The sequence below is a fragment of the Rhizobium sp. 01T444 genome (genome assembly GCF_056398305.1).
Map to the genome: position 1 here is coordinate 58,173 of NZ_JBFTPD010000032.1, position 25,988 is coordinate 84,160.

The window sequence follows — 25,988 nt, forward strand, 5'->3', positions numbered from 1 at the left end:
GGCTTTCAATCCTTTTTGCGGCGCTTTCAGGCGGCGCTGCGTACGCTCGAAATCGTGCCGATGAGATCGTTGACGATACGCTCGATCTGCGCCCGGTCGTCGCCTTCCGCCATGACGCGGATCAGCGGCTCGGTGCCGGAGGGACGGATGACGAGGCGGCCATTCTTGGAAAGCTCGGCTTCCGCATCGGCAATCGCCTTGACCACCTGCAGATCCTCCAGCGGCTTGCCGCCGGTAATGCGGACATTGCGCAGAAGCTGCGGCACTGGCTCGAAGCGGCGGCAGATTTCGCTGACCGTTTTGCCGGTACGCTTGACTGCCGCCAGAATCTGCAGGGCGGCAACGAGACCGTCGCCTGTTGTGCCGTAATCCGAAAGCACGATATGGCCGGACTGCTCGCCGCCGACATTGTAATTGTGCTGGCGCATATGTTCGACGACGTAACGGTCGCCGACCTTCGTGCGGGCAAGTCCGAGGCCCTTATCCTCAAGGAAGCGCTCGAGGCCGAGATTGGACATGACAGTCGCAACGATGCCGTTGCCGCGCAGCTGCTGGCTCTCTGCCCAGCTTTCGGCGATGACGGCCATCAGCTGATCGCCATCGACGATCGAGCCGTTTTCATCGACAATGATGACGCGGTCCGCATCGCCATCGAGCGCAATGCCGATATCGGCGCGCACCTCGTCGACCTTCTTCTGCAGGGCGACCGGGCTGGTAGAGCCGCAATTCAGGTTGATGTTCGTGCCGTTCGGATCGTTGCCGATCGTCACCACGTCGGCGCCGAGCTCCCACAGAACGGCAGGCGCCACCTTGTAGGCCGCACCGTTGGCGCAGTCGACCGCGACGCGCAGGCCCTGCAAGGTCACGTCGCGCGGCAAGGTGCGTTTGACGTGCTCGAGATAGCGGTAGATATCGCCATCGACGCGCTTGGCTCGGCCGATTTCCTCAGCCTTGGCAAGCTGTCCCGATAGATCCTTGTCCAGCAGGTCCTCGATTTGCGCTTCGATGTCATCGGAGAGCTTGTAACCATCAGGACCGAAAAGTTTGATACCGTTATCTTGGAACGGATTGTGCGAGGCCGAAATCATCACGCCGATATCGCATCGCAGCGAACGCGTCAGCATGGCAACCGCAGGTGTCGGAATAGGACCGAGCAGGAACACGTCCAGTCCCGCCGCGGTAAAGCCGGCCACGAGGGCATTCTCCAGCATGTATCCCGACAGGCGCGTGTCCTTGCCGATCACCACACGATGACGGTGGGCGCCGTTACGGAAGATCGTTCCTGCAGCTATGCCGACCCGCATCGCGAGATCCGGCGTCATGGGGAAGATATTGGCTTGGCCTCGGATGCCGTCCGTCCCAAAATAGCGTCTTTTCATATGCACTCCTGCGCTTTCCGCGCGCCGTAGAAGCTTAGGCATTCCTCAAGCAAGAATCCGGCTTCAAAGATTGGTGCTGCGCCCGAAACCTTGATTCAGACTTGTCTTTAGTCAGCGGAATGCCACAAAACCGCGTATCCGGCACGTAAATTACCAAGAAAACTGATTATATCCTGTTACTAATATTAAAAGGGCCGGATTCCCTGTGGAAATCCGGCCCTTTAGGCAAATTCCTGTTCAATTTCAGTGAGGCTGCGGCTCCAGCCCACCCTCCGGTTCATCACCCTTGGAAGCAGGGCGCGCACCGGCCTTCGGCACGGCCGAGCCGCGGCTCGGAGGCGAATCATCGCCAAGATCGCGCGCAGGCTTTTCGCCACGGATCAGAGCCTTGATCTCTTCGCCGGTCAGCGTCTCGTATTCGAGCAGCCCTTCGGCGAGAGCGACGAACTCGTCATGCTTTTCCGTCAGGATCGTGCGAGCCTGCGTATAGGCTTCGTCGATCAGGCGGCGCACTTCGTTGTCGATCTTCTGCGCGGTCGCTTCGGAGACGTTCTTCGACTGCGAAACAGAATGACCGAGGAAGACCTCCTGCTGGTTCTCGCCATAGGCAACCTGGCCGAGCTCGTCGGAGAAGCCCCATTGGGTGACCATCGCACGGGCAAGCTTGGTCGCCTGCTCGATGTCGGAGGAAGCACCGGAAGTGATGTTTTCCTTCCCGAAGGTCAATTCTTCGGCAACGCGGCCGCCCATCATGATGCAGAGGCGCGAAATCATCCACTTGTAGCTCATCGAGTAGCRGTCGCCCTCGGGAAGCTGCATGACCATGCCGAGCGCACGGCCACGCGGAATGATCGTTGCCTTGTGCAGCGGATCGGCGACGGCGACGTTCAGCGCCGTGATGGCGTGACCGGCCTCGTGATAGGCGGTGAGCTTCTTTTCCGCTTCGGTCATCGCCGAAGAGCGGCGCTCCGCACCCATCATGATCTTGTCCTTGGCGTCTTCGAATTCCTGCATGGTCACGACACGCTTGTTGCGGCGGGCGGCCATGAGGGCAGCTTCGTTGACGAGGTTCATCAGGTCCGCACCGGAGAAACCGGGCGTACCGCGAGCCAGAACCTTGAGATCGACATTCGGTGCCAGCGGAACGTTGCGGGCATGAACCTTCAGGATGCGTTCGCGGCCGACGATGTCAGGGTTCGGAACGACGACCTGGCGGTCGAAACGGCCCGGACGCAGCAGCGCCGGATCGAGAACGTCAGGACGGTTGGTCGCGGCGATCAGGATGATACCTTCATTGGCTTCGAAACCGTCCATCTCGACGAGGAGTTGGTTCAGCGTCTGTTCGCGTTCATCGTTACCGCCGCCGAGACCGGCGCCACGATGGCGACCGACCGCGTCGATTTCGTCGATGAAAATGATGCAGGGTGCATTCTTCTTCGCCTGCTCGAACATGTCGCGGACGCGGCTTGCACCGACACCGACGAACATTTCAACAAAGTCCGAACCGGAAATGGTGAAGAACGGCACGTTGGCTTCGCCGGCAACCGAGCGGGCGAGCAGCGTCTTACCGGTACCCGGAGGGCCGACAAGCAGCACGCCGCGCGGGATCTTGCCGCCGAGGCGCTGGAACTTCTGCGGGTCGCGCAGGAACTCGACGATCTCTTCCAGGTCCTGCTTGGCTTCGTCAACGCCGGCAACGTCATCGAAGGTCACGCGGCCATGCGCCTCGGTCAGAAGCTTGGCCTTGGACTTGCCGAAGCCCATCGCGCCGCGCGAACCGCCCTGCATCTGCCGCATGAAGAACAGCCAGACGCCGAGGATCAAGAGCATCGGCAGCAACGTTCCGAGATAGCTCAGGAAGCCGGAGGAACCATCGGTTTCCGGGCGCGCAGTGACAGCGACATTCTTGGATTGCAGGCGCTCCAGCAGATTGTCGTCGATCACAGGCGAATAGGTCTGGAAGGTATTGTTATTCTCCAGATATGTTCCGGTCAGCCTGTTACCGGTGACCACGACATCCTTCACGCGGCCCGCATCGACCTCACGCAGGAACTGCGAATAAGGAACTTCACGCGAACCCGTCTGCGCCGGAGCCGTCTGGAACATACTGAAGAGGGCGATCAGCAGAAGCGCTATGATCGCCCACAAGGCGAAATTACGTAAGTTAGGGTTCATTGAACTCCCCAGCACTGGACAGTCGCCTCATGGCGGCCGTCATATTTGGTCTCTAACATAGGGTTGCGCCAGGCCATTGCCAAGGCGATCCACTCTGTCAGATCGTTTTTCCGTCAATACTTCTTAAAGGCGGCTCCGCATAGGGCGCCCTTGAGAAAACTGCCGAAAGCCTCTCGGCAAAGGTGAAATCAAATCGTGTCAAAAAGCGGTCGAAGGCTGCAAAATGGGGCGTCAAATCGACGGATCGGGCGAATTCCGGCAATAAAAGCCCTTGCCCTGCGGATATGGCCGGCCCAGAAGCCGCAGCCCGTTTCCACGCCGCCTTGGGAAGACCCTGACTCCAATCCCCCTTGTCCTGCCTGTCATGGGAATCCGGCGAGCCTAAGTCGGGCGCGGAAGACCCTTTACGCATTGTTGCCTCATTCGCCAAGCCGGCGCGTGTCGTAATTTCTACGGTCTCTGACGACCTGTTTCTCGCTTCAAATCTTCCATCCCAAACGCCGGCTTCTCCCGACCGAAGCACCAGAGGCAGGATTCCGCGGCTCTCACGTGCCAGATAGAGCCCGTCACGCCGAAAATCGAATACCACACGGCCGACAGTCATTCGCCCCGACTTGCCACCTGTGGCGAATGCAAGAAGCCGCTCCATCTGTTTCCTTCCCGGCACAAACGACTGCCCGCCAAAAACCGCCGTCAGACGGCCAAGCGCATAATCAAGAACTCTGCGATCCTGCTTCAACCCACCGGGCATCACCTGCCCGAGTAAACCGCCATGAAGCCTGAAATGGCGATGCAGCCATTCGGCTCCATCAGAAGAAAGAGCCAGCCGCTCTTCCCAAGCACGACAGATATCCGTCTCGGCAGCGCCCTCAACGGAAAGCTGCCGGCGCGTCCGCACACGCTCGTATTTCACATCTTCGTTGCTGGGATCGTCGATCCACGCCACGCTTCGCGCGGTCAGGAAGCGACGGATATCTGCCCGGGTGGAAAAAAGGAGCGGCCGCAGGATCCAGAAATGCCGGTCGAACAGCACCGCATCCGCGATACCGGTCGAAATCTGCTCCGTCCGCATTCCACGCATGTGCAGCGTTTCGCGCTGATCGTCCAGCGTATGTCCTGTCACCATGAGATCAGCATCGAAGGCTTCCGCCGCCTCGGCAAGAAGACCGTAGCGTGCCTCGCGTGCAGCCGCCAAGATACCGGTGTTCGGCTTTTCCCCCTGCCAGACCATCGTCCGGTGCGCGATGCCCATTGATGCGCAGAGAGTTGCGACCCGGCCGGCCTCATCCGCAGATTCGCGGCGCAGCGCATGGTCGACCGTCGCAGCACAAAGGGAAATGGAAAGATGGGATGCGGCCTTCAGCGCTTCATGGAGCAGCAGGAGCAGGCCACTGGAATCGCTTCCGCCTGAGATCGCGACAAGAATGCGCACGGGTGTCTTCAGCGAAGCGAGGAAACGGTCGATTGCCGCCTCGGGAGAAATCGGATCTTCCGGAAACAAACCGGAAGACCCTAGCAGGCGAGACGCTTCTGTTCGCTCGCGACCTTGTTTATGACGGCACGGGAGGCTTTCGGATACCGCTTGCTGACCTCGCGCAGGGTGGCGCAGGCAGTATCGGTATTGTCCAGTGCGGCAAGCGACATGCCGAGCTTCAGCAGCATCTCGGGCGCCTTTTCGGATGTGCCGTATTTTTGATGGGCATTCAGGAAAGTCTTGGCCGATTCGTTGAACTTGCCCTGCGAATAAAGCGCTTCGCCAAGCCAGAAATTGGCATCTGGAGCACGCGAGCTGTTCGGATAACGGGAGATGTACTGCGTGAATTCCTGCTCTGCCGTAGCGTAGTCGCCGGAAAGCACATGGCCATAGGCCGCCTTGTACTGGTCGGACTCGCTGCCGAGCGAAGCGGTCTGCTGCGGCGCGGCCGCATCCGGCAGCGGTGCGGAACCGACCGTCGCATTCTGGTTCATGGAATTGCCGACAGGATTGCCGTTCTGGTCGAAATCCATGGAGCCCAGCTCGCGCGGCGGCTGGCCGAGGCCTTCATTGGCCGGCACGCCGGTGGAGGGAGCCGTTTCGGCTCCCCGCGGGGCTTGAATGACCTTCGCGATATCATCGCCACCGCCTGATGCCGGTGGAGCGACGTCCGCTTCACTCTTCTTCACCGGCGTCTTGGCAGCACCGCCGGCTCCTGCGCCGCCTCCGGTTTTTTCGAGCTGCTGGAAGCGGAATTCATTGTCTTCCTGCTGCTTGCGGATTGTCTCCTGCATCTGGAGAAGCTGATAGCTCATCTCCTCGATACGGCCGTTCAATTGCCGCATCTGGTCTTCCATCTGCTGGATGCGGATTTCCGCGTCGCTGCCCTGCACCTTGACAACAGGCGCTGCCGTCTGGCTTTGTTGCGCGGATTGGCCGCCGATGTGCAAGCCGAAGAACGAAGCGGAATATGCCGCTCGCTCGCTCCCGGTCACGGCCGCAAGGCACAGCATGCCTGCCACGACTAGTTTCTTCATTTGTATCGTCCTGTCCCAGTGATTCTTCGCGCCCCGATGGCACGACAGGAGATTTTTCCAATTGCTCTCAAAAAGCAACGGAGTCTGGCCAAAGTGTGGTCAAAAAGAAAGGCGGCCCGCAAGGAGCCGCCTCGTCAAATTCCGGCTTTTGCCGTGAATTACATGCCTGCGCCGCCGAGAACGGTGACGGCACGGCGGTTCTGCGACCAGCAGGAAATGTCGTCGCAGACGGCGACCGGACGTTCCTTGCCGTAGGAGATCGTCTTCATGCGCTGGGCCGGAACGCCGCGCGAAGCGAGATAATCCTTGGCGGCTGCAGCGCGGCGAGCGCCGAGAGCGAGGTTATATTCGCGCGTGCCGCGCTCGTCGGCATGGCCTTCGACCGTGATCTGGTAGTTCGGGTAGCGACCGAGCCACTGAGCCTGACGGTCGAGCGTCTGGGCAGCATCGGCGCGGATCGAAGTGGAGTCGGTATCAAAGAAGATGCGGTCGCCGACATTGACCGTGAAGTCCTGGGTGGAGCCAGGTGTTGCCGCACCTGCACCGAGGCCGAGCTCGCCGGCACTGTTCGGCACGTTCTTCTTGGCGCAGCTTGCGAGAGCAAGGCCGGCGACAAGCGCGATCATGACGGGGTTACGGGCGAAATTCTGCATGCGGCTCATTGCCGGGGTGTGAATTCGGCTCATGGCCGGGTCTCCTTGCGACTTCAATCAGGGTTTCCGGACAGTAACCGCACTCGGTTAACCGGCCATCAAAGATTATGGTTAACGATTCGTTGATTTGTCCCTGCATCGCCCATTTTCAGGACTTTGCGGCGACATGAAGGCGATATTCTTCCCCTCCACTACTCCAGAAGCGGCGACCAGGCCGGGTCCGAGCCGTAGGCAGGCGTCTTGATGGCCTGTTCATTGTAGCCAGTCAGGTCGATCGAATAGAGCTGCGGACCGCCCGCACCTGCTGCCTGGCGAAAGAACATGATGACGCGGCCATTCGGCGCCCAGGTCGGGCCTTCATTGTGGAAACCGGTCGTCAAAATGCGTTCGCCAGAACCATCCGGCTTCATGACGCCGATCGAGAATTTGCCGCCCGACTGCTTGGTGAAAGCGATCAGATCGCCACGCGGCGACCAGACCGGCGTGGAGTAACGGCCATCGCCGAAGGAAATACGGGTCTGGCCCGAACCGTCGGCATTCATGACATAGATCTGCGACTGTCCGCCGCGGTCACTTTCGAAGGCGATGCGATTGCCGTCAGGAGAATAGGAGGGTGACGTATCGATCGCAGCCGTGGATGTCAGACGGGTCGTCGTGCGCGAACGCAGGTCCATCGTGTAGATGTTCGAGTTGCCTTCCTGCTGCAGGCTCATGATGACCTTCTGGCCATCAGGAGAAAAGCGCGGCGAGAAAGTCATGCCCGGGAAGTTGCCGACAACTTCGCGCTGTCCGGTTTCGAGCTGCAGCAGATAGACGCGCGGCTGCTGGTTGGCGAAGGACATGTAGGTGACTTCCTGCCGGTTCGGCGAGAAGCGCGGCGTCAACACGAGGTCGCTGCCGTCGGTCAGCATGCGCACGTTGAAGCCGTCCTGGTCCATAATCGCCAGTTGGCGCTTGCGCTGCTGCTTGGGGCCGGATTCGGAAACGAAGACGACACGGGTGTCGAAATAGCCCTCCTCGCCGGTGATCTGCTTGTAGATCGCGTCAGCGATGATATGGGCGACGCGCCGCCAATTCTCAGGCTGCGTGTAGAACTGCTGGCCGGTCATCTGCTGGCCGGCGAAAGTATCCCAGAGACGGAATTCGGCGCGAAGGCGACCATCCGCTTCCTGGGTGACACGACCGGTGACCAGCGCTTGCGCATTGATGACTTTCCAATCTTCGAAGCGCGGCGAGGCATCGGGGTTGGAGATCTTTTCGATGAAGGCCGTCTTATTGACCGGCGCAAACAGACCGGAGCGCTGAAGATCCGCCGCGATGACCTGAGAAACCTGCGCACCCATGTTGCCCTGCAGGAAGTCCGTCACCGCAATGGGCAGCGGCTGAACGTTACCCTTGTTGATGTTGATCTCAACAAGGGCGTTGGCTGGCGTCGCAAAGGCGGCCGCAGTCATCAGACCGGCAGCGACCATGATGGCGCGGAAGAAGGAACACTTTGTCATACCAAACAGCCTTTCAGCATCTATGGAGTCGGATCGCCGGGTTCGAAGCGCAGGACGACTTCTTTCCAGGATTCGTATTTGTCTTTCGGAAGCATCGTGAAGGGCGACGCAACCACCACGGCACGAAGCGCTGCAGCAGAGAACCCCTTGCGGGCCGCCTCCGTGCCGCCGGTCGCGGCGACCGCTGGCGAACCAACGATAGCGCCGGTCCTGTCGAGGTTCATGTGAACGGTGATCAGGACTTTCCCACCCTGAAGCAGATCCGGGGGAATGTTGAAATGAGCCGCAACGGCTTCGCGAATGGCCACTGCGGGCTCATCGGAAGTTGCCGCCCTGGCCGGTTGCGCCGGCCCGGCAAGCGCAAAGCCGAGCGCCGCGGCGAGCATGGCGGCGGCTGCAAGGTGCTTGTTGCCGTGGGACAGGTTTGCCAGCATCAGATTCCAAAATCGCTCGCGTCGAAGTTGAGAACCATCTCGTTCCAACCGTTGTCCCCCTCATACTTGTCTGCGGGCAGATTCTTGAGAGGAGACGATTTCATGACAGCACGATACACGCTGCTCTTGAGAGCCTGGCGTGTTGCATCGGGGCCTCCTGTGGCAATGACCTCTGGATCGCCAACGACATTTCCGGCCTGATCAAGCTGGAAACGAACCTGAAGATGAACGTCGCCCGCGCCCGCCAACCCCGAAACAACCGACCAATTACCGGAGATTTGACCGCGTACTGCGTCGACCTCGCTCTGGCTAAGTTTGGCACCGCCATTGCTCTTCTTCGCGCCTAGCGACGCTTCCTGTGTCGAACGCTTGGCGCCGCCGGCGGAAGGATCGGTCTTGTTCAACAGAGCGGAGATCTCGTCCGCATTGAAGTCGCTCTTCATCGAGGAGGCAGATTTCGCCACTTCCTGCTTTTTGTCGGCTTTCTTCTTGTCCGTCGGCTTCTCGGCCGTCTTCGGCTGCTCCTGAGGCTTCTCAGGCGGCTTTTCGGCAGCCTTCGGTTCCGGCGGCTTTGCCTGCGGCTTGACGACCGGCGTCGGAACGTTATCCGGCAAGGCCTCGGTATCCGGCTTCGGCGGTTCGGCAGGCTTGGCCTGTTCTTCCGGCGGCTTTTCCTCGGGCTTCGGTGGCGTCACGTCCACCGGCTTGGTCTGCGGAATGGAAGCGACTTCCTTCGGCTGCTCGACGTCGGTTTCTTCCTTGTTGACTTCCTTGACGTCGTTCGGCTTCGGATCGATCTGCGGCTGCGGCTTGTCGCTGGAATTGGCAGCGGCCGCATCGGTGTTGGTCGGCTTGGCGTTCGGCAGAGGCGGCGTCTTCAGGTCGACTTTGTTGTCGCCGGCATTTTCGGCCGGCTGCGGGATCGGCGGCCGTGTCGTCGGTACAGGCGCAGACGTCTCCTTCTTCGGAGCCTTCTTGTCGCCCTGCTGCATCTGCGTGATGGATTCCACCGGCACGAGGTCGACCGGCATCGCCTCGAAATCCTCCACCTTGAAGGATTCCGGCGCGCCGAGCGACACCAGCGCCCAGGTAAGCACCAGCCCGTGCAGAACCGCAGATGTGACGACGCTGGTCTTCATCTTGAGCGTTACTGGTCCTTCTTCTGCTGCGTCACGAGGCCGATATTCTTGAAGCCTGCGCCCTGGATGCGGGCCATGACGTCAGCAATCACGCCATAAGGCGCCGTCGCATCACCGCGCACGAAGATGCGCTCGTTGTAGCCAGTAGTGGCGATCGCCTCCAGCTTTGCAGCAATTTCTTCGGCCGGGATCGGCGTTTCCTGCAGATAGACTTCGCCGCTGTTCTTGACCGAGATCGTGATCGGCTGCGTCTCAGAATTCAGTGCCTTGGCCTGCGTTTCCGGCAGATCGATCGGAACGCCGACCGTCATCATCGGGGCCGCCACCATGAAAATGATGAGAAGCACCAGCATGACGTCGACGAGCGGCGTCACGTTGATTTCGGAGATCACACCCTTGTTGCGGCTACCACGGCGGCGGCGTCCGCCGCCCCCTCCGCTATTGCCGCCTACAGCCATACCCATGATCGTCTACTCCGTTACTGCGCAGCCTGGCGCGGCTGCAGCTTCTCGTCGATCTGGCGCGAAAGGATGGCTGAGAATTCATCCGCAAAGCCTTCCATGCGACCCGAGAGCTTGCCCGCGTCGGCGGAGAACTTGTTGTAGGCGATAACCGCCGGGATAGCGGCGACGAGGCCGATGGCGGTCGCAAGAAGCGCTTCCGCGATACCGGGTGCGACGACCGCGAGGTTGGTCGACTTCGAACCGGCGATCGCCTGGAACGAGGTCATGATACCGACAACCGTACCGAAGAGGCCGATGAACGGACCGGCCGAGCCGATCGTCGCCAGCGACCCGAGGCGGGCAGAGAGAAATTCGGATTCGCGGGCGAGCGTCACGTCCATGGCGCGATCGATACGCATCTGCAGGCCGATCGGCGAACGTGCGCCGCGCTCGAAGGACTTCTTCCATTCGCGCATCGCCGCGACGAAGATCGCCGCAAGACCGGTGTTGTTGCGCTCGGAAAGCGTCCGGTAGAGTTCTTCCAGCGACTGGCCAGACCAGAAGACCTGTTCGAACTTGTCGAACTGGCGACGGGCGCGGCCATAGGCCAGATATTTGTCAATGACGATAGCCCAGGTCCACACCGAAGCGGCGATAAGGCCGAGCATGACCAGCTTGACGACGATGCCGGCCTGCATGAAAAGCGACCAGAGGCTGACGTCGGTCGTGGCTGCTGCCAATCCTACTTGTTCCATAGATCCAAAATCCCCGAATCCAAACGCCCGGCGCTTGACCGGGCGGCACGAAGTGATCACGCAAGAATGTCTGGCGGCCGCCGCCCAAAGCCCTGGTCAAGCTTCCAAGCTCTTCTTCCGCCTTCTTGCCGTCAAATTTGGTCAAAGGAAGGCGTGCGTCGCACAAACTCCGACTCCGCAAGTAAGACACCATTATGGTTAATAGATCGTTAGTGCCAGACTATGACAGCGGGAATGTCGCGGGAGATTTTGTTCCTGGATAACTTGACCGGAACATTGTCCGGTTGCTGAACACAGCGCTCATCTTGCAGCGCAGCAATTCCTTCACATAAAATTCAAGTTTTTACAAGCCCTCGATTCCAGCAGTTTGACGCAGGAAACGCAGGCATATCCCGGCTGTTTTCAGCTTTCGGGAATGAGCATTTGCCTTGCCAGTGCCTCCGGCAGCCGGCGCGGCCTACCCTTGGCATTGATCACGGCGATGATCACCTTGGCAGCGATCAGCAGCGTATCGTCGCGGCGGATTTCCTGGTTGAGCACCATCTTCGCGCCGCCGGCCTTTTCGGTGTGTGTGATCACGGTCAAAATGTTGTCCATGCGGGCCGGGCTTTTGAAGTCGATCTCCATGCGATGAACGACGAAGACGAGTCCTTCCTCGTCCGCATTCACGAGCTCTCGCTGCTCCACACCGAGACAGCGCAGGTAGTCGGTGCGGCCCCGTTCGAGGAAATGCAGATAGCGTGCGTGATAGACCAGACCGGAGAAATCCGTATCTTCATAATAGACCCGCTGGACGAGTCGATGCCCCACGTCGGTGAGCTCGCCGGAAATAGAAAAACCGTGTTCCGCCATAATTTTCTCCAAACTTTCCGGCCCTCTTTGACGCAACACTTCTCGACAGGCAAGCATTGAACAATTGTCATATTTCCTAATTATCCCGATGGAAAACAACCGATGAGGAGCCAGTGGCATGAAGATTGCGGTGATGGGTGGAGACGGTTTCATCGGTTGGCCAACCTCGCTGCATCTCTCCGATGCCGGGCATGACATCCACATCCTCGACAATCTCTCCCGCCGCTGGATCGACACCGAGCTCGGTGTCCAGTCGCTGACGCCGATGGACTCCATTCAGGAGCGCACCCGCATCTGGCATGCCGAGACCGGCCGCCGCATTCATTTCAATCTGATCGACCTCGCTCGGGACTACGAGCTCCTGAAGAAGTGGCTCGCGGAAAACCGGCCGGATGCGATCATCCATTTCGCCGAGCAGCGCGCTGCGCCCTACTCGATGAAGAGCGACCGGCACAAGAATTACACTGTTAACAACAATGTTAGCGCCACGCATAATCTCCTGAATGCTTTGGTCGAGTTGCAGCTCGATGCGCATCTGGTCCACCTCGGCACCATGGGCGTCTATGGCTATTCGACGGTCGGCGCCGCCATCCCGGAAGGTTATCTGCCTGTCGGCATCGAGACGATGGATGGCGAAACTGCCTCCCAGGAGATTCTCTATCCATCCAATCCCGGCTCGATCTACCACATGACCAAGTGCCTGGATCAGCTGCTCTTCCAGTTCTATGCCAAGAATGACAGCCTTAGGATCACTGATCTGCATCAAGGCATCGTGTGGGGCACGCATACTGAACAGACGCGCCGCCATCCACAGCTCATCAACCGCTTCGATTATGACGGCGACTACGGCACGGTGCTGAACCGGTTCCTCATTCAGGCCGCCATCGGCTATCCGCTGACCGTCCACGGCACCGGTGGCCAGACGCGCGCCTTTATCCATATCCAGGATTCCGTCCGCTGCATCGAACTGGCACTCAAGAATCCCCCCCCGCGCGGCTCACGCGTCGAGATCTTCAACCAGATGACGGAGACCCATCGCGTGCGCGATCTCGCCGAGATGATCGCCAAGATGGCTGGTTCCGAAGTCGTCTGGCTGCCCAATCCGCGCAAGGAAGCTGCCGAAAACGATCTGGTCGTCAGGAACGACAAGTTCCTCAGCCTCGGCCTCGATCCGATTACCCTGAAGGCAGGCCTGCTCGACGAAATCGTCGAAGTCGCCAAGAAATTCGCTTACCGTGTCGACCGCTCTCGCGTCCCGGCCGTCTCCGCCTGGACGAAGGATATCGCCGCGACAATTAATCACGACCCGGAAGGCAAGCGGCTGAAGTCCGTATCATGAGTGGTGCTTTCTTCTCGAAGCAACGGCCTTGCCGGAGCGAGGCCGTTCAGGAAAGTACCCCGCATCCATGACCCCTGCCCCGCACTTCGCCTACGTCACTCTCGTCACCAACGCCGATTACGCCATGGGCGCGACGGCACTGGCAAACTCGCTGCGTCGCACCGGCACGGACGCCTCCATCGTCATTCTGCATACCGGCGGAGTCGACGCGGCCACCCTCGCCCCGCTGAACGCTCTCGGCTGCCGGCTGATCGAAGTCGAGCATCTGCCGTTGTCGGATGCTTTCAACGAGCGGCATGCGCGCGGCAATCTCCACTCCGCAGCACCTTTCACCAAAGGCCGCAAGCCGACCTTTCATTCGCCGCTCGACAATTTCTGCAAGCTCCGCCTCTGGCAGCTTGTCGAATATGAGCGCTGCGTTTTCATCGATGCCGATGCGATCGTCTTGAAGAATGTCGACAAGCTCTTCGCCTACCCGGAATTCTCCGCGGCGCCGAATGTCTATGAAAGCCTTGCCGACTTCCACCGCATGAACTCCGGCGTCTTCGTTGCCCRCCCTTCGCAAGAGACCTTCCGGCAGATGCTTGCAGTTCTGGATCAGCCCGACATCTTCTGGCGGCGCACAGACCAGACCTTCCTCGAGACGTTCTTCCCCAATTGGCATGGTCTGCCGGTCTATTTCAACATGCTGCAATATGTCTGGTTCACGATGCCGGCCCTGTGGGATTGGAAGAGCATTTCTATCCTGCACTATCAGTATGAAAAACCTTGGGAAAAAGATCATCCCAAGGCAGCGAGGCTACAACCTTTGATCGATTTGTGGCATTGTTTTCATATTGGCGGCCACGTGCCGGAGATTGCATCTCTGGCCAATCCGGATGAGGCGGCATGAAAGTACTGGTATCAGGCGGAACGGGTATCGTCGGACGTTATATCGTCGAAGAGCTGCTTTCTGCCGGATATCAGGTGATTATCGGCGGACGGCGGGCGCCGCTCCCCCAGTCCTTCTCTCGTCCGGTCGATTTCGCCCCGCTTTCGCTCGATCCGGACGAGGACGATATCGGCGCCTTCGATGATGCCTATTTTTTCGTGCACGCCGCCTTCAGTCACATCGAAGGAAAATACCGCGGCGGCGAAGGCGATGATCCAAAGGCGTTTCACCGCCTGAATCTCGATGGTACAGTGAAACTCTTCGAGGAGGCAAAGCGCGCAGGCACCCGCCGTTGCATCTTCATGTCCAGCCGTGCCGCTTACGGCGAGCCTGCACCAGGCACCGAGCTTTTCGAAACCATGCCCGCCACGCCGGAAACCCTTTACGGACAGGTCAAGCTTGATGCGGAGCGGGCGCTCGCCCATCTTTCCGGCCCAGGCTTTGCAGGAGCAAGCCTGCGGGCAACAGGCKTTTACGGTGACCGGTCCCCAAACAAATGGGATCGACTGATCGACGACTATCTGAGCGGCCAGCCTGTTTCCCCACGTGCGGGAACCGAGGTGCATGGACGCGATCTCGGCCGTGTCGTGCGGCTGATGCTGGAAACGGAAAGTGCCCGAATCTCCGGCGAGGTCTTCAACGTTTCGGATATCGCCGTCGATACGAGGGATATCCTTTCGCCGATCCGCCATCACGTCGACTGTCCCTTCCCGCTGCCCGAAGCAGCGGACAAGGCAGAGCTTTGCACCATGAACACGAGTAAGATCCGCGCGCTCGGCTGGAAGCCCGGTGGCATGCCCCTTTTCGAACAAACGATGCAGCGATTGGCTGGGAAACAAGGGGTTCCGCGCCCCAGTTCCACGCAAGTCTGATCTGGCAGAGTGCGCCCCAAATGTAATCGGGGGTATATTATGCAGCTCGCAACCGTTTCGGCGTCCACCCTTCTGCGCGGCACTCAGCCGGCACAATCCGGCGTTTCGTCCACGAGCAACGAGCCCGATACCGGCGTATTGAAGATCCAGCGGCAGTCGCTGGCGCTGGAACAGGTGCGTAATTCGCTGGCAAGCTCCGCCGACGATGCGAAGAGCCGCGCCCAGCGCAAGCTCGAAGAAGCCAAGCAGGAGCTTCAGGCGCTGAAGACGGCGGGCTTCCCGCCTGAAGTGATTGCGCGTCTCGCCGCCGAACTCGCACGTAAGGTTGGCGCCGCGGCCTCCGAATTTGCCTCGGCCGTTGCAACCGGCGGCTCTTCCGATGCAAGTGCTGCGACCAGCACAGCAGCCATATCAGCTTCCACCGCCGCGACGACCGATGCCACCACCAATGCAACGGCCGACGTTGTCGCAAGCGATGCAACGGCTTCAACCGAGGCAACGCAGGGTGCCGAAACGACAACGGAAGCAGTGGAAGACGGCACGGACACGGCGGAAACAGACGGTGCGGCTCATGCCCGCAAGGCCTATCAGGAAATCGTCGAAGACGGTCCGAAGTCGTCGGCAATTTCCGCCGATGACCGCAAGACGATGGAAGAGTTCAAGTCCGTCGTCCGCGAGCTGAAGCAGATCCTCGAAAAGGCCATGCGCGATCTGCGCGAGAAGAACCGCGACGCCGCCGCCGAAGGTGCAATCGGAACAGCACAATCAGCCGTGACCGGCCTGTCGGCTGCCGTGCCGACGGCGACCATTCCCTCGAGCATCGTCGTCTAAGCCTTAGGCGCGGCCGTCTGCGGCAGAAAATGGATCGTTGCCTGGTTGACGAGCAGCACAAGGCAGGCGGCAAAGACAGTCGCAAATAGCCTATCCAGCAGCGCGGAAGCCGGCAGGGCATGATCGGCGGTTCCCGTGGCCATCATCATCAGCGGCGTCATCACCATCGAATAGGCGAGATAATTCCTGGCTCTCAGAAAGGGCCTGCTACCGCCGAGCACGGCGACAACAAGCACATCTGCCCAGGCTGGCAAGGTAAGAAACGACAGCAATCCCGCACAAAAGACACCGAAGAGAACGCCGATCACTCTTTGCGTCGTCTTGAGTGGCAAGCGTTCCGGCCGCCGCTCGATCAGCAGCACCAGCGCCAGCGCAGCCCAGTGAACATCGTGATCGGGAAAGAACAGGTGGATGAGCGAGACCGCGCCCAGGCAGGAAACCAGTCGGACTGGATATTGCCAGCCAGCTGGCTCCGTCAGGGAGCGCCACAGCCTGTTGAATTTCTGTCCGGCGCTCGGCTTGCGTTCATCCTCGACCGGCTCTGCCGCATGACGGCGGATATGTGCAACGACCACAGCCATCACCATGTGGAGAACGACAGCGAAAAGTGCGCCGCCGATGACAATGGCAAAGATGAGCAGCGGATCTGCCGTGGTGGTAGAGACGATGCCGCCGACCATGACGAGATAGAAGACAAAGCGCATGGAGGCGGCGACAACAGCGCGATCGAAACCGCCGACGATACCGGCAATGCCGGCAATCACCAACAGGCCCATCTGCCAAGCACCGCCAAGCCGCCCGAGTGCGCAGGCAAGCCCCGTCGCAAACACTAGGACCAGCAATGCGGCCCCTGCGCTCGCAGCTTGCGTCCTCAGTCTGCCATGCGCTACCGTCCCGCTCATCGCCATGCCGCCGATCAGGCCAAGCCCCGTATGATGGCCCCTCGCCGCAAGCAGCGCCGGAACGGCCATGGCAAGCGCCGATACGGCGATTTCGATCGCCGTCACTTCCTTTTCAGTCGACCAGCGAAAGGCTCCGGCTACGTGATTGAGTGTCTTTTCCATCAATCGTTTCTCAGACCCGGAATTGGGCATCCAAGAAATAATACGCACTGCGTACGATATGTCCAGTAATCACGACGCACCTGCGACACGCATCTTGCGCTCCGTCCTGCTGCTCGGCCGCCGCTTGCGGGCTGCGCGCCCCGAAGGTCCGCACAGCCTGTCGACCATTGCGATCCTCGCCACGCTTCATCGCTTGGGGCCGATGCCCGCCTGGCGGCTGGCCCTGGAAGAACATCTGCAGCCGCAATCGGTCACCCGTATCATCGCGGCCCTTGAGCGCGACGAGCTGATCAGCCGCATGCGTAGCGAGACCGACCGCCGCGAGATCGAACTGTCGATCACTCCTCACGGCCGCACGGTGTTGTCCGAGGACATAGGCGCTCGCCGCGCCTGGTTGGAAAAAACGATGGACGACCACCTGACACCGGAAGAGCGCAGGACATTGATGGAAGCGTCGGAAATCATGCTGAAACTCGCCTATGCCCATATCGAGAACGAGGCGCAATCAGGCGAGGAATAGACCCTTTTCACCTGTTGCAATCAGCCGCAAGCGGTTATGTTCGCCGGACAACGATATGGAATTGAGATGACGCCCAAGGAATTGAAGGCTCAATTGCGCGCTGAGCGTCTGGCACTCAGGGATGCGATCCCGACGGATCTGCGCGCAGCCAAAAGCCTCGACATGGCAGCCCATGCCGGCGATGCGATTGTTTTTACACCCGGCACGATCATCTCCGGTTTTCTGCCGATCCGTTCGGAAGCCGATCTGCAGCCGCTGATGGCACGGTGGCGCGGACGCGGCGCCCGCCTTTGCGTGCCCGCAATCATCGACAAGCAGACCATCGTCTTCCGCGAACTCGTCCACGGCACGGCAATGATCGGCACCGGCTTCGGAACGGTCGGCCCAGGCGAAGACGCTGCTATCCTCGACCCCGAAATCATGCTGGTGCCGCTGTCGGCCTTCGATTCCCGCGGCCACCGCATCGGCTACGGCGCCGGCCATTATGACCGTGCAATCGGCCGTCTCCGGCAAAAAGGCTTGTCGCCGAAGCTGATCGGCATTGCATTTGACTGCCAGGAAGTGGCAGAGGTACCGGCTGAGCCGCATGACATAAGCCTGGATGCCATCCTGACGGAAAGCGGCCTGCGCCATTTTACCTCACGGATTGGATAGGGAATGCGACTGCTATTTCTGGGTGACATGGTCGGCAAGACGGGACGCACGGCGGTCTGGGACCGCCTGCCCGGTCTGGTTTCCGACTTGAAGCTCGACTTCGTCATCGTCAATGGCGAAAACGCCGCCGGCGGCTTCGGCATCACCGAAGACATCTTTCTGGAAACGATCAATGCCGGCGCCGATGTGGTGACGACAGGCAATCACGTCTGGGACCAGAAGGATGCCGTCGCTTTCGCAGGCCGCCATGACCAGTTTCTGCGTCCGGCAAATTATCCGCAGGGAACGCCCGGCCGCGGCTCCGGTCTTTTCTATGCGCGCAACGGCGCGCGTGTGCTCGTCGCCAACATCATGGGCCGCGTCTTCATGCATCCCGAGCTCGACGACCCCTTCAAGGCGGCTGAGACGATCCTTGCCGCCTGCCCGCTGAAGGAGCAGGCCGATGCCATCATCTTCGATTTCCATGCGGAAGCGACGAGCGAAAAGCAGTGCTTCGGCCATTTCGTCGATGGCCGCGCCAGCTTCGTCGTCGGCACCCACACTCATGTGCCGACCGCCGATGCGCAGATCCTGAATGGCGGCACCGCCTATATGTCGGATGCCGGCATGTGCGGCGATTACGATTCCTCGCTCGGCATGGACAAGGAAGAACCGCTGAACCGCTTCATCTCCAAGATGCCGAAGGGCCGTATGGAAGCCGCTACTGGTCCCGCCACCATCTGCGGCGTCGGCGTGGAAATTTCGGATGCGACGGGTCTGGCCGAAAAGATCGCCCCGCTGCGCCTTGGCCCGCGGCTTGCCGAAACGATCCCGGAGTTCTGGCGCTAGGCCACTGCAACACGCAATTGTGAGCATGGTCCGGCTGGACCACTGCGACGGCATGCCGCATCTTCGCGGCTTCGTGAAAGCGCCGGAGGGGTGGCATGAAGCCGCATTGTCTTGTCCTCGCTATCGCATGCCTAGCGGTTTTCACCGCACCGCGCCTTGCCGCAGCCCAGGAAAACCGCAGACCTGTCAGCCAGTGCCAGGCTATCGCGCAGACTATCCCCAAGGCGACCTTCGCCAGCTTCTCCGTTACGGCGCCGATAATCCCGGCGGTGTCCGAGGACGAAGATGTTAAATTCACCTACCTTGGCCATTCTACCTTCGAGATCGACACACCCGGCGGCATTGTCATCGCCACCGATTATAACGGCTGGTACAAACCCGCGGTAACACCCGATGTCGTGACCATGAACAAGGCGCATCAGACGCATTACACGCTGACGCCAGACCCGGGCATCAAGCATGTTCTGCACGGCTGGAGCGATATTCCCGGCGACAAGGCGAAGATCAATCTTGTCGTCGGCGATGCCTATATCCGCAATGTGACGACGGATATCCGCTTCAGCTACGGGCTCGGCGGATCGCAGCAGGACGGAAATTCCATTTTCATCTTCGAGATCGCCGGCCTCTGCATCGGCCATCTCGGCCACCTGCATTATGAGCTGACCGACACACATTACACTGAAATCGGCAGGCTGGATGTGGTCATGGTGCCGGTCGATGGCGGCCTGACCATGGGTGCAGACAGTATGAGCCGTGTCATCAAGCGGCTGCGCTCGTCGCTGATCTTGCCGATGCATCGCCGCGGCCCGCCGGTTAACGCCTTCATCTCGATGTTCGGCAATGGTTTCGACGTCAACTACGCGCCCGACAACAGCATCACCGTTTCGCTGCGCACGCTGCCGAAAAAGCCTCTGATCTATGTGATGAAGGACGTGCAGTAAAAAGGCCCGGACCATGCCGGGCCTGTTTGCTCACGCAAATTGCAGATGCCGTTTAATGCCGACGTCAGGCATCTTCTCCTCATCGAAATTGGCCTTGGCAATTTCCCAGCCAAATTTCAGCTTGCTGCCGGTCGAGACCCAGATGTCGGCGTCATCGACATGCATGGAGAGCATCGTCAGCTTTGGATCCTTCTTGCCACCTTCGTACCAGGCGGCAACGACCGAGTTCCAAAACTCCTCGATTTTCGAGGGATCAGGGTGCACCTCGATAACCCCGGACAGGCAGGCATGATAATCATGGTTCTTGCCGATGACGCAGAAATGCGCGCGGCTGCCTGGTTTGATCATCTGCACGAGTTCGGCATCCGTCTTGGTATAGAACCAGATCGTATTGGTGGTCGGATCGACGTTGGGTGCCATCGGCTGCATATGCATATCGATGCCTGAAAGACCAAGCATGCCGGCATTGATATCGTTGATCTGATCCCAGAGCTGACGTGCCGGTTGTTCCCGGGCTTCAGTGAAGCTTGCCATTGCCGTTCCTTTCCTGCTGGTGTTGTCGGTTGAAAACGTCATCTCCTCGGCTTTGTTCCGCCCACCACCACGCCGCCAGGGAAGGATCGAAAAGCTGCTTTTTCCTTGAATATCGCCCTTTCCGATCTTATAAGGCGGCCCATTCCGAACAATGAGACGTGAACAGGGGTGCCATGGCTGGCCATTCACAGTTTAAAAACATCATGCACCGTAAGGGCCGTCAGGATTCCGTGCGCTCGAAAATGTTCTCCAAGCTCGCGCGCGAAATCACCGTTGCCGCCAAGGCCGGCCTGCCCGACCCGACGATGAACGCCCGCCTGCGCCTGGCGATCCAGAACGCCAAGGCCCAGTCTATGCCAAAGGACAATATCGACCGCGCCATCAAGAAGGCTTCCGGCGCCGATACGGAGAACTACGACGAGGTCCGCTACGAAGGCTACGGCCCAGGCGGCACGGCGATCATCGTCGAGGCCCTGACCGACAACCGCAACCGCACCGCCTCCAACGTCCGCTCAATCTTCACCAAGGCCGGCGGCGCACTCGGCGAAACCGGCTCGGTTTCCTTCTCCTTCGACCACGTCGGCGAAATCACCTACAAGCTGTCCGCCGGCGATCCCGACAAGGTCATGGAAGCCGCGATCGAAGCCGGCGCCGATGATGTGGAGACCGACGAGGAAGGCCACTACATCACCACCGCCTTCGAAGCCCTCGGCGAAGTCGCCAAGGCGCTCGAAGCATCCCTCGGCGAAGCCGATACCGTGAAGGCAGTCTGGCGCGCCCAGAACAACGTACCGGTCGACGAAGAGAGGGCGCAGTCGCTGCTGAAAATGATCGACTCGCTTGAAGACGATGACGACGTCCAGAACGTCTATTCGAACTTCGAAGTCTCCGAAGAAGTTCTGGCCAAGCTCTCGGCTTAAAGCCATCCAGGATATTGAATCGAAAAACCCGGCCATTCCGCCGGGTTTTTGTTTGCTGGGATGCTCTGGCGGCTAAGCCGCAGCCCGCATGAAGTTGCCAAGCCCAGCAAAGAGCTCCACCGATTTCAACCGCGCCTCGATATCATGGATCGGCATGGAGATGATGACCTCATCGGCCTGCGTCTCCTTGAGGAATTCATTGAGCTGGACTTCGGCCGTGGCCGGCGAACCGACGACGGCGTAGCGTAGCGTGTGCTCGACATTCATCTTTTCCATCGGTGACCAGAAGGCATCCCTATCCCTGACCGGCCGTGGGAAAGGCCCGCGCACATTGCGCCGCAGATTGACGAACTGCTGTTGAGCCGAGGTGAAGTGATACTGCGCCTCCTCGTCCGTCTCAGCAACCGCGCCCATGACGCCGACCATCACATAGGGCTTGTCGAGTTCCGACGAGGGCTGGAACCGGTCGCGATAGATCGCGATAGCATCAAGCAGCATGTCAGGCGCAAAATGCGAAGCAAAGGCGAAGGGGAGGCCGAGCATGGCCGCAAGCTGGGCGCTGTAGAGGCTGGAGCCGAGCAGCCAGATCGGGATGTGTGAATCGTTGCCGGGTACGGCGAGGATCGCCTGGTTTTCGATCGGTGTGCCGAGAAGCTGCTGCAGTTCCACCACATCATTGGGGAAACTATTTGCACCCGCGTCGAGGTTGCGCCGTAGCGCCTGCGCCGTGCGCATGTCCGTTCCGGGCGCGCGGCCAAGACCGAGATCGACGCGGCCGGGAAACAAGGCTTCCAGCGTGCCGAACTGTTCGGCGATGACGAGCGGCGCATGGTTCGGCAGCATGACGCCACCCGAGCCGATGCGGATGGTCTTCGTCACCGCACCGATCTGACCGAGGATGACAGACGTCGCCGCACTCGCGACGCCGGGCATGCCGTGATGCTCCGCCATCCAGAAACGCGTATAGCCGAACTCCTCCGCCTTCTGTGCCATACGCTTCGACGCCTCAAAGGATTGGCTGATGGTCGTGCCTTCGGCCACAGGGGAAAGATCGAGAATGGAAAACGGAACCATGGAAACCTGCCGCTCGAGAATGGGAGTGCGGTCTATGTAGGTTCGCCGTGGCGCTATTCCAAATCGCGGCGCCAACAAAAGCTGCCGCGGAAAATAACTGTCATTCGTCGAAAGCCGGGGAGAATTTCAAAGCGCCTGATGGGGGCGATCCCTTGAAGATGACCCTCTGGACGTATCGCGTATCGAGATCGCCATAGGTCAGCTTCCCATCGCTCTCGAAGCCAGCGCCGCGATAGACCGAGGGATTGCCGATCAGCGCGCAGCCGGTCGCATCACGCTCTCTCAGCAGATCGAGCCCTTTCAGGATCAGCTCTCTGCCGATCCCCTGCCGCTGCCGCTCCGGCTTTACCGAAATCGGCCCGAGCCCATACCATCCATCCTCGATATCACCGATTGTGATCGGCGAGAAAGCGACATGGCCGATGATCTCCTCGCCCTCTTCCGCGACGAGAGATAGTATCAAATCACCCGACGCGCGAAGATCCCTGACAATCCGCGCTTCGGTATTGTTGCTGTAAGGCATCGGCTCGAACGCCACCCGCGTCAGCTCATGAATGGCATCCGCATCCTCGGGCTTTTCGAACCGGATCAGCATGATGCGATCACGCCTGTTTGCGCAGCAGATGCATGTCGGCGCTCTGCTGCTGATATCCTTCGGCAAGGGTGAAGTTGCCGAGCTGGCGGTCCATCTCCACAGCTTCGGTTGCCAGACGGTGGATTGCAGCCGTCGTCTCCTCGACCATCGCCGCATTCTGCTGCGTCATGGAATCGAGCTCGGCGACTGAGCTGTTGATCTGCCGCAGGGTGTCTGCCTCTTCACGGGTGGATTCCATGATCTCATTGATCTGGCCGTTGATGGATTCAACATGACCACCGATGCCAGTCAGCGCAATGCCGGCCCTTTCAACGAGCGCCACGCCGCTTTCCACCTCATGCGTGGACTTCTGCAACAGGCTGGAGATTTCCTTGGCAGCGCTCGAAGACCGCTGCGCCAGTTCGCGTACTTCCATAGCGACGACCGCAAAGCCCTTGCCGCTTTCGCCGGCACGCGCTGCCTCGACACCGGCATTCAGCGCCAGCAGGTTCGTCTGGAAGGCGATATCGTCGATGACGGAAATGATGGTGTTGATCTGCCGTGAAGACGCCTGGATCGCTTCCATCGCCGCGATCGTCTCGCGCATGATCTGGCTGGAGCCGACAGTCTCCTTCTTCGCGTCGCGGGCGATGCGCGCGGCCTGCTCGGCGCGTTCGATCTGTACGCGCACTGACTGGGTGATGGCGCTGATCGCGTTGGCCGTCTCTGTGATCGAGCTTGCCTGCCGCTCGGTGCGGCCGGCCAGTTCATCGGCACCCGTCCGCATCTCCTCGGAGCCTGCACGCACGGCCATGGAGTTGCCGCCGATCGCAGTCATCGTTTCGTTGAGCGTCGCCAGCGCCTCGTTGAAGTTCACGCGCAGGCTTTCGAGCTCGTTCGGGAAGCGGGTTTCGATCTGATAGGCCAGATCGCCGCTCGCCAGATGATGAAGCCCCTCGTCGAGTGCTGTGACCACGTCCTGCAGGCTGCGGGCCTCCGCCTCGCGCTGAGCCAGATTCTGCTGGCGCTCGCTTTCTGCCCGCATGCGCGTTTGCTCGCTCGCAGCTTCGAGCTCGCGGCCTTCGATCAGCGACTGCTTGAAGCGAGCAAGCGCTTTCGCCATCGTGCCGATCTCATCCTTGCGGTTCTGGCTGCCGATCTCGATGTCGAGCTTGCCGTCTGCGACTTCGCGGGTCACGCCGGCAAGACGGGCAAGCGGCGAGAACAGGAAGTTGGTGATGAGCCCTGTGGCGACCGCCATGATGACGAGAACGCCGATGCCGATCGAGGTCAGCAATGTAGCGACCTCGATGGAGCCCGAATTCAATTCGCTGAGCAGCACGCTTTCAACGACGAGGAAACGGTCGCCGCGATAATCGATGCCACGCACATAGGCGCGTGCCGCGCCGTCGGCGCGATCGAAATCCGCAACCGTCATTGCCGAGCTCGCAAGCGCATCCTTGATGAAGGTGAACGGTGCAGCATCGAGCGTCACAAGCTGACCGGATGCATTGAGACCAATGGCCGAACCATCAGCCGAAATGATGGCCGTCTTTGCCGTGCTGCCGGACACGATACCCTTTGCCAGAATGCTGGTGACGACATCGTCGCGCACCTTGAACAGCATCAGCCCCTTCGCCTGGCCGAGCTTGACGATCGGCACGGCATAAAAGATCGCCGACTTGCCGCTGCCGGCATCGACACGCAAGCCGGAGAAGGCCGTCGGCGCGGAATCGTCCGTCGCTTTGGTGGTGTTTTCGATTGCCTTGGCATAGGCGATGCCCGCGCCGGCCGATTTCCAGGCGTCCGACTTCAGGTTTTCGGCGAAGTCGTCATTCTTCTTGTAGGAATAGAGCACGGTGCCGTCGAGATCGACGATCAAGAGGTCGTTGAAGGCGGTATCGGCGAGGTCACGCGCCACTTCGCCCTGCGTCTTCTCATGGCTCGAATAATAGAAACCGCTCGGACCCTCCGGCTTTGCGAGCTTCTCGCGCTGGTCGGCCGGGTTCGGATTGTTCGTGATGAAGACCTTCTTCAGCTCACCGCGAGCATCGCCGGAGCTCTTCTCCATCGTCTTCCAACCGCTCTTCAGGTTGGTGATCGACATCTGCAGCGCTTCGATGCGCGCAATCGAGGTTGCCTGGTTCTCAAGCTGCTCGAGTTGGTCCTGCAGCATGTCGCCGCGGAAGATCAGCACGCTCTCCTTGGCCTTCAGCGCCTGTTCGTCGGAAACGCGGCTGCTGGCGAAATAGGCGAGGATATTGATCACCGCGACCGAAAGCGTGGTCAGCAGGATGAAGGTGGCTATCACCTTGAAGGACAGGGACTGAAATCTCTGAGCCATGAAAACGAACCCTTCCGGAACGGCGACGCCGGCGAGTGGCATCCTGGAGACATCACCCACCGGTTGAACTACAAACAGAGCATCGGAAGCCTTAAGCTTTGCGAAAGCCGGCTCCTCTCACATTTGATGGATTAGAATTCAGGCATTCGGTTTAATTCGCGGTAAATGCGGTCCCGCAAAAACAAGGCATGTTTTTGTTTTGTTCACATATCGATGGCACTTATTTCACCATCGCTATAGGGTGAACCATGCAAAACACGATTCGCATCATCGGTATCGATCCCGGCCTTCGCCGCACGGGATGGGGCATCATCGATACGCTCGGCAATTCGCTGCGCTTCGTTGCCTCGGGAACCGTCACCTCGGATGGCGACATGGATCTCGCCTCGCGCCTCTGCCAGCTGCATGACGGTCTTGCTGATGTGGTCCATTCCTACAAACCGGAGGAAGCCGCCGTCGAACAGACCTTCGTCAACAAGGACGCGGTCGCCACGCTGAAGCTCGGCCAGGCCCGTGGCATCGCCATGCTCGTGCCGGCCCGTGCGGGTTTGCCGGTATCGGAATATGCGCCAAACGCCGTGAAGAAGACCGTCATCGGCGTCGGCCACGGCGAAAAGAAGCAGATCCACATGATGCTGAAGATCCTGATGCCGAAGGCGGAGTTCAAAGGCGACGACGCTGCCGACGCATTGGCGATCGCCATCTGCCATGCTCATCAC

The 25,988-nt window shown here is 59.9% G+C and carries 26 protein-coding genes; 10 read left to right on the forward strand and 16 right to left on the reverse strand.

Going from position 1 to position 25,988, the window contains the following annotated elements; translation table 11 throughout:
- Nucleotides 1-26: 26 nt before the first annotated feature.
- From glmM to ybgC, 11 genes are all read right to left on the reverse strand, one after another.
- Nucleotides 27-1,379: a phosphoglucosamine mutase gene (gene glmM, locus AC1DTN_RS30660; RefSeq protein WP_007827040.1), complete on the reverse strand. Its 1,353-nt coding sequence runs from the start codon at nt 1,377-1,379 to the stop codon at nt 27-29.
- Nucleotides 1,380-1,622: 243 nt separating this feature from the next.
- Entirely contained in the window at nt 1,623-3,554 is a 1,932-nt protein-coding gene (ftsH, locus tag AC1DTN_RS30665) for an ATP-dependent zinc metalloprotease FtsH (RefSeq protein ID WP_477923966.1), read from the reverse strand.
- A gap of 97 nt (nt 3,555-3,651) precedes the next feature.
- The gene (tilS, locus tag AC1DTN_RS30670; RefSeq protein ID WP_113323791.1) at nt 3,652-5,055 is read right to left on the reverse strand and encodes a tRNA lysidine(34) synthetase TilS; all 1,404 of its coding nucleotides are present in this window, start codon (nt 5,053-5,055) and stop codon (nt 3,652-3,654) included.
- A gap of 11 nt (nt 5,056-5,066) precedes the next feature.
- The gene (gene ybgF / locus AC1DTN_RS30675; RefSeq protein ID WP_113323792.1) at nt 5,067-6,065 is read right to left on the reverse strand and encodes a tol-pal system protein YbgF; all 999 of its coding nucleotides are present in this window, start codon (nt 6,063-6,065) and stop codon (nt 5,067-5,069) included.
- Between the two features lie 158 nt (nt 6,066-6,223).
- The gene (gene pal / locus AC1DTN_RS30680; RefSeq protein ID WP_113323793.1) at nt 6,224-6,751 is read right to left on the reverse strand and encodes a peptidoglycan-associated lipoprotein Pal; all 528 of its coding nucleotides are present in this window, start codon (nt 6,749-6,751) and stop codon (nt 6,224-6,226) included.
- A 158-nt stretch (nt 6,752-6,909) separates the two neighbouring features.
- Nucleotides 6,910-8,220, reverse strand: coding sequence for a Tol-Pal system beta propeller repeat protein TolB (tolB, locus tag AC1DTN_RS30685; protein ID WP_113323794.1), 1,311 nt, complete (start codon nt 8,218-8,220; stop codon nt 6,910-6,912).
- A 20-nt stretch (nt 8,221-8,240) separates the two neighbouring features.
- Nucleotides 8,241-8,654, reverse strand: coding sequence for a hypothetical protein (locus tag AC1DTN_RS30690; RefSeq protein WP_113323795.1), 414 nt, complete (start codon nt 8,652-8,654; stop codon nt 8,241-8,243).
- Nucleotides 8,654-9,793 carry a hypothetical protein gene (locus AC1DTN_RS30695; protein ID WP_113323796.1) on the reverse strand — a complete coding sequence of 380 codons (1,140 nt, stop codon included), beginning with the start codon at nt 9,791-9,793 and terminating at the stop codon, nt 8,654-8,656. Before AC1DTN_RS30695 ends, AC1DTN_RS30690 begins: the two co-directional genes overlap by 1 nt.
- An 8-nt stretch (nt 9,794-9,801) precedes the next feature.
- Nucleotides 9,802-10,257, reverse strand: a complete 456-nt coding sequence (gene tolR / locus AC1DTN_RS30700; protein WP_113323797.1) for a protein TolR — start codon at nt 10,255-10,257, stop codon at nt 9,802-9,804.
- 14 nt (nt 10,258-10,271) lie between these two features.
- The gene (gene tolQ, locus AC1DTN_RS30705; RefSeq protein ID WP_007827062.1) at nt 10,272-10,991 is read right to left on the reverse strand and encodes a protein TolQ; all 720 of its coding nucleotides are present in this window, start codon (nt 10,989-10,991) and stop codon (nt 10,272-10,274) included.
- Between the two features lie 402 nt (nt 10,992-11,393).
- The gene (gene ybgC / locus AC1DTN_RS30710; RefSeq protein ID WP_477923977.1) at nt 11,394-11,843 is read right to left on the reverse strand and encodes a tol-pal system-associated acyl-CoA thioesterase; all 450 of its coding nucleotides are present in this window, start codon (nt 11,841-11,843) and stop codon (nt 11,394-11,396) included.
- Nucleotides 11,844-11,961: 118 nt separating this feature from the next.
- Between ybgC and AC1DTN_RS30715 the strand changes: the two genes are divergently transcribed.
- From AC1DTN_RS30715 to AC1DTN_RS30730, 4 genes are all read left to right on the forward strand, one after another.
- A complete protein-coding gene (locus tag AC1DTN_RS30715; protein WP_113323799.1) occupies nt 11,962-13,182 on the forward strand; it encodes an NAD-dependent epimerase/dehydratase family protein in 1,221 nt (406 codons plus the stop codon).
- Nucleotides 13,183-13,249: 67 nt separating this feature from the next.
- Nucleotides 13,250-14,074: a glycosyltransferase gene (locus tag AC1DTN_RS30720; RefSeq protein ID WP_477923970.1), complete on the forward strand. Its 825-nt coding sequence runs from the start codon at nt 13,250-13,252 to the stop codon at nt 14,072-14,074.
- Nucleotides 14,071-14,985, forward strand: a complete 915-nt coding sequence (locus AC1DTN_RS30725) for an NAD-dependent epimerase/dehydratase family protein (RefSeq protein ID WP_477923972.1) — start codon at nt 14,071-14,073, stop codon at nt 14,983-14,985. The genes AC1DTN_RS30720 and AC1DTN_RS30725 overlap by 4 nt, the downstream gene beginning before the upstream one ends.
- A gap of 39 nt (nt 14,986-15,024) precedes the next feature.
- On the forward strand, nt 15,025-15,816 hold the full coding sequence (locus AC1DTN_RS30730; protein WP_113323802.1) for a hypothetical protein: 792 nt from the start codon (nt 15,025-15,027) through the stop codon (nt 15,814-15,816).
- On the opposite strand, the gene AC1DTN_RS30735 is transcribed toward AC1DTN_RS30730, so the two are convergent.
- Nucleotides 15,813-16,880 carry an FUSC family protein gene (locus AC1DTN_RS30735; protein WP_113323803.1) on the reverse strand — a complete coding sequence of 356 codons (1,068 nt, stop codon included), beginning with the start codon at nt 16,878-16,880 and terminating at the stop codon, nt 15,813-15,815. The two genes, AC1DTN_RS30730 and AC1DTN_RS30735, sit on opposite strands and share 4 nt — an antisense overlap.
- Here AC1DTN_RS30735 and AC1DTN_RS30740 point away from each other — a divergent pair.
- The 4 genes from AC1DTN_RS30740 to AC1DTN_RS30755 all read left to right on the forward strand — a co-directional run bounded on the left by AC1DTN_RS30740 (nt 16,864) and on the right by AC1DTN_RS30755 (nt 19,823).
- Nucleotides 16,864-17,400, forward strand: a complete 537-nt coding sequence (locus AC1DTN_RS30740; protein ID WP_310383440.1) for a MarR family winged helix-turn-helix transcriptional regulator — start codon at nt 16,864-16,866, stop codon at nt 17,398-17,400. The genes AC1DTN_RS30735 and AC1DTN_RS30740 overlap by 17 nt on opposite strands.
- A 66-nt stretch (nt 17,401-17,466) precedes the next feature.
- Nucleotides 17,467-18,054: a 5-formyltetrahydrofolate cyclo-ligase gene (locus AC1DTN_RS30745; protein WP_113323805.1), complete on the forward strand. Its 588-nt coding sequence runs from the start codon at nt 17,467-17,469 to the stop codon at nt 18,052-18,054.
- 3 nt (nt 18,055-18,057) lie between these two features.
- Nucleotides 18,058-18,882 carry a TIGR00282 family metallophosphoesterase gene (locus tag AC1DTN_RS30750; RefSeq protein WP_007827096.1) on the forward strand — a complete coding sequence of 275 codons (825 nt, stop codon included), beginning with the start codon at nt 18,058-18,060 and terminating at the stop codon, nt 18,880-18,882.
- A gap of 95 nt (nt 18,883-18,977) precedes the next feature.
- Nucleotides 18,978-19,823: an MBL fold metallo-hydrolase gene (locus AC1DTN_RS30755; RefSeq protein WP_113323806.1), complete on the forward strand. Its 846-nt coding sequence runs from the start codon at nt 18,978-18,980 to the stop codon at nt 19,821-19,823.
- 30 nt (nt 19,824-19,853) lie between these two features.
- Here AC1DTN_RS30755 and AC1DTN_RS30760 read toward each other — a convergent pair whose 3' ends face one another.
- Nucleotides 19,854-20,357, reverse strand: a complete 504-nt coding sequence (locus tag AC1DTN_RS30760; protein WP_113323807.1) for a pyridoxamine 5'-phosphate oxidase family protein — start codon at nt 20,355-20,357, stop codon at nt 19,854-19,856.
- Between the two features lie 173 nt (nt 20,358-20,530).
- Between AC1DTN_RS30760 and AC1DTN_RS30765 the strand changes: the two genes are divergently transcribed.
- On the forward strand, nt 20,531-21,277 hold the full coding sequence (locus AC1DTN_RS30765) for a YebC/PmpR family DNA-binding transcriptional regulator (protein WP_113323808.1): 747 nt from the start codon (nt 20,531-20,533) through the stop codon (nt 21,275-21,277).
- A gap of 72 nt (nt 21,278-21,349) precedes the next feature.
- Here the strand turns inward: AC1DTN_RS30765 and AC1DTN_RS30770 are convergent, their stop codons facing one another.
- The 3 genes from AC1DTN_RS30770 to AC1DTN_RS30780 form a co-directional block, all read right to left on the reverse strand.
- The gene (locus tag AC1DTN_RS30770) at nt 21,350-22,351 is read right to left on the reverse strand and encodes an LLM class flavin-dependent oxidoreductase (protein WP_113323809.1); all 1,002 of its coding nucleotides are present in this window, start codon (nt 22,349-22,351) and stop codon (nt 21,350-21,352) included.
- Nucleotides 22,352-22,451: 100 nt separating this feature from the next.
- Nucleotides 22,452-22,946, reverse strand: a complete 495-nt coding sequence (locus tag AC1DTN_RS30775; RefSeq protein ID WP_113323810.1) for a GNAT family N-acetyltransferase — start codon at nt 22,944-22,946, stop codon at nt 22,452-22,454.
- A 7-nt stretch (nt 22,947-22,953) separates the two neighbouring features.
- Entirely contained in the window at nt 22,954-25,269 is a 2,316-nt protein-coding gene (locus tag AC1DTN_RS30780) for a methyl-accepting chemotaxis protein (protein WP_113323817.1), read from the reverse strand.
- Nucleotides 25,270-25,517: 248 nt separating this feature from the next.
- Between AC1DTN_RS30780 and ruvC the strand changes: the two genes are divergently transcribed.
- On the forward strand, nt 25,518-25,988 hold a 471-nt coding region (ruvC, locus tag AC1DTN_RS30785; RefSeq protein ID WP_477923974.1), incomplete at its 3' end, for a crossover junction endodeoxyribonuclease RuvC.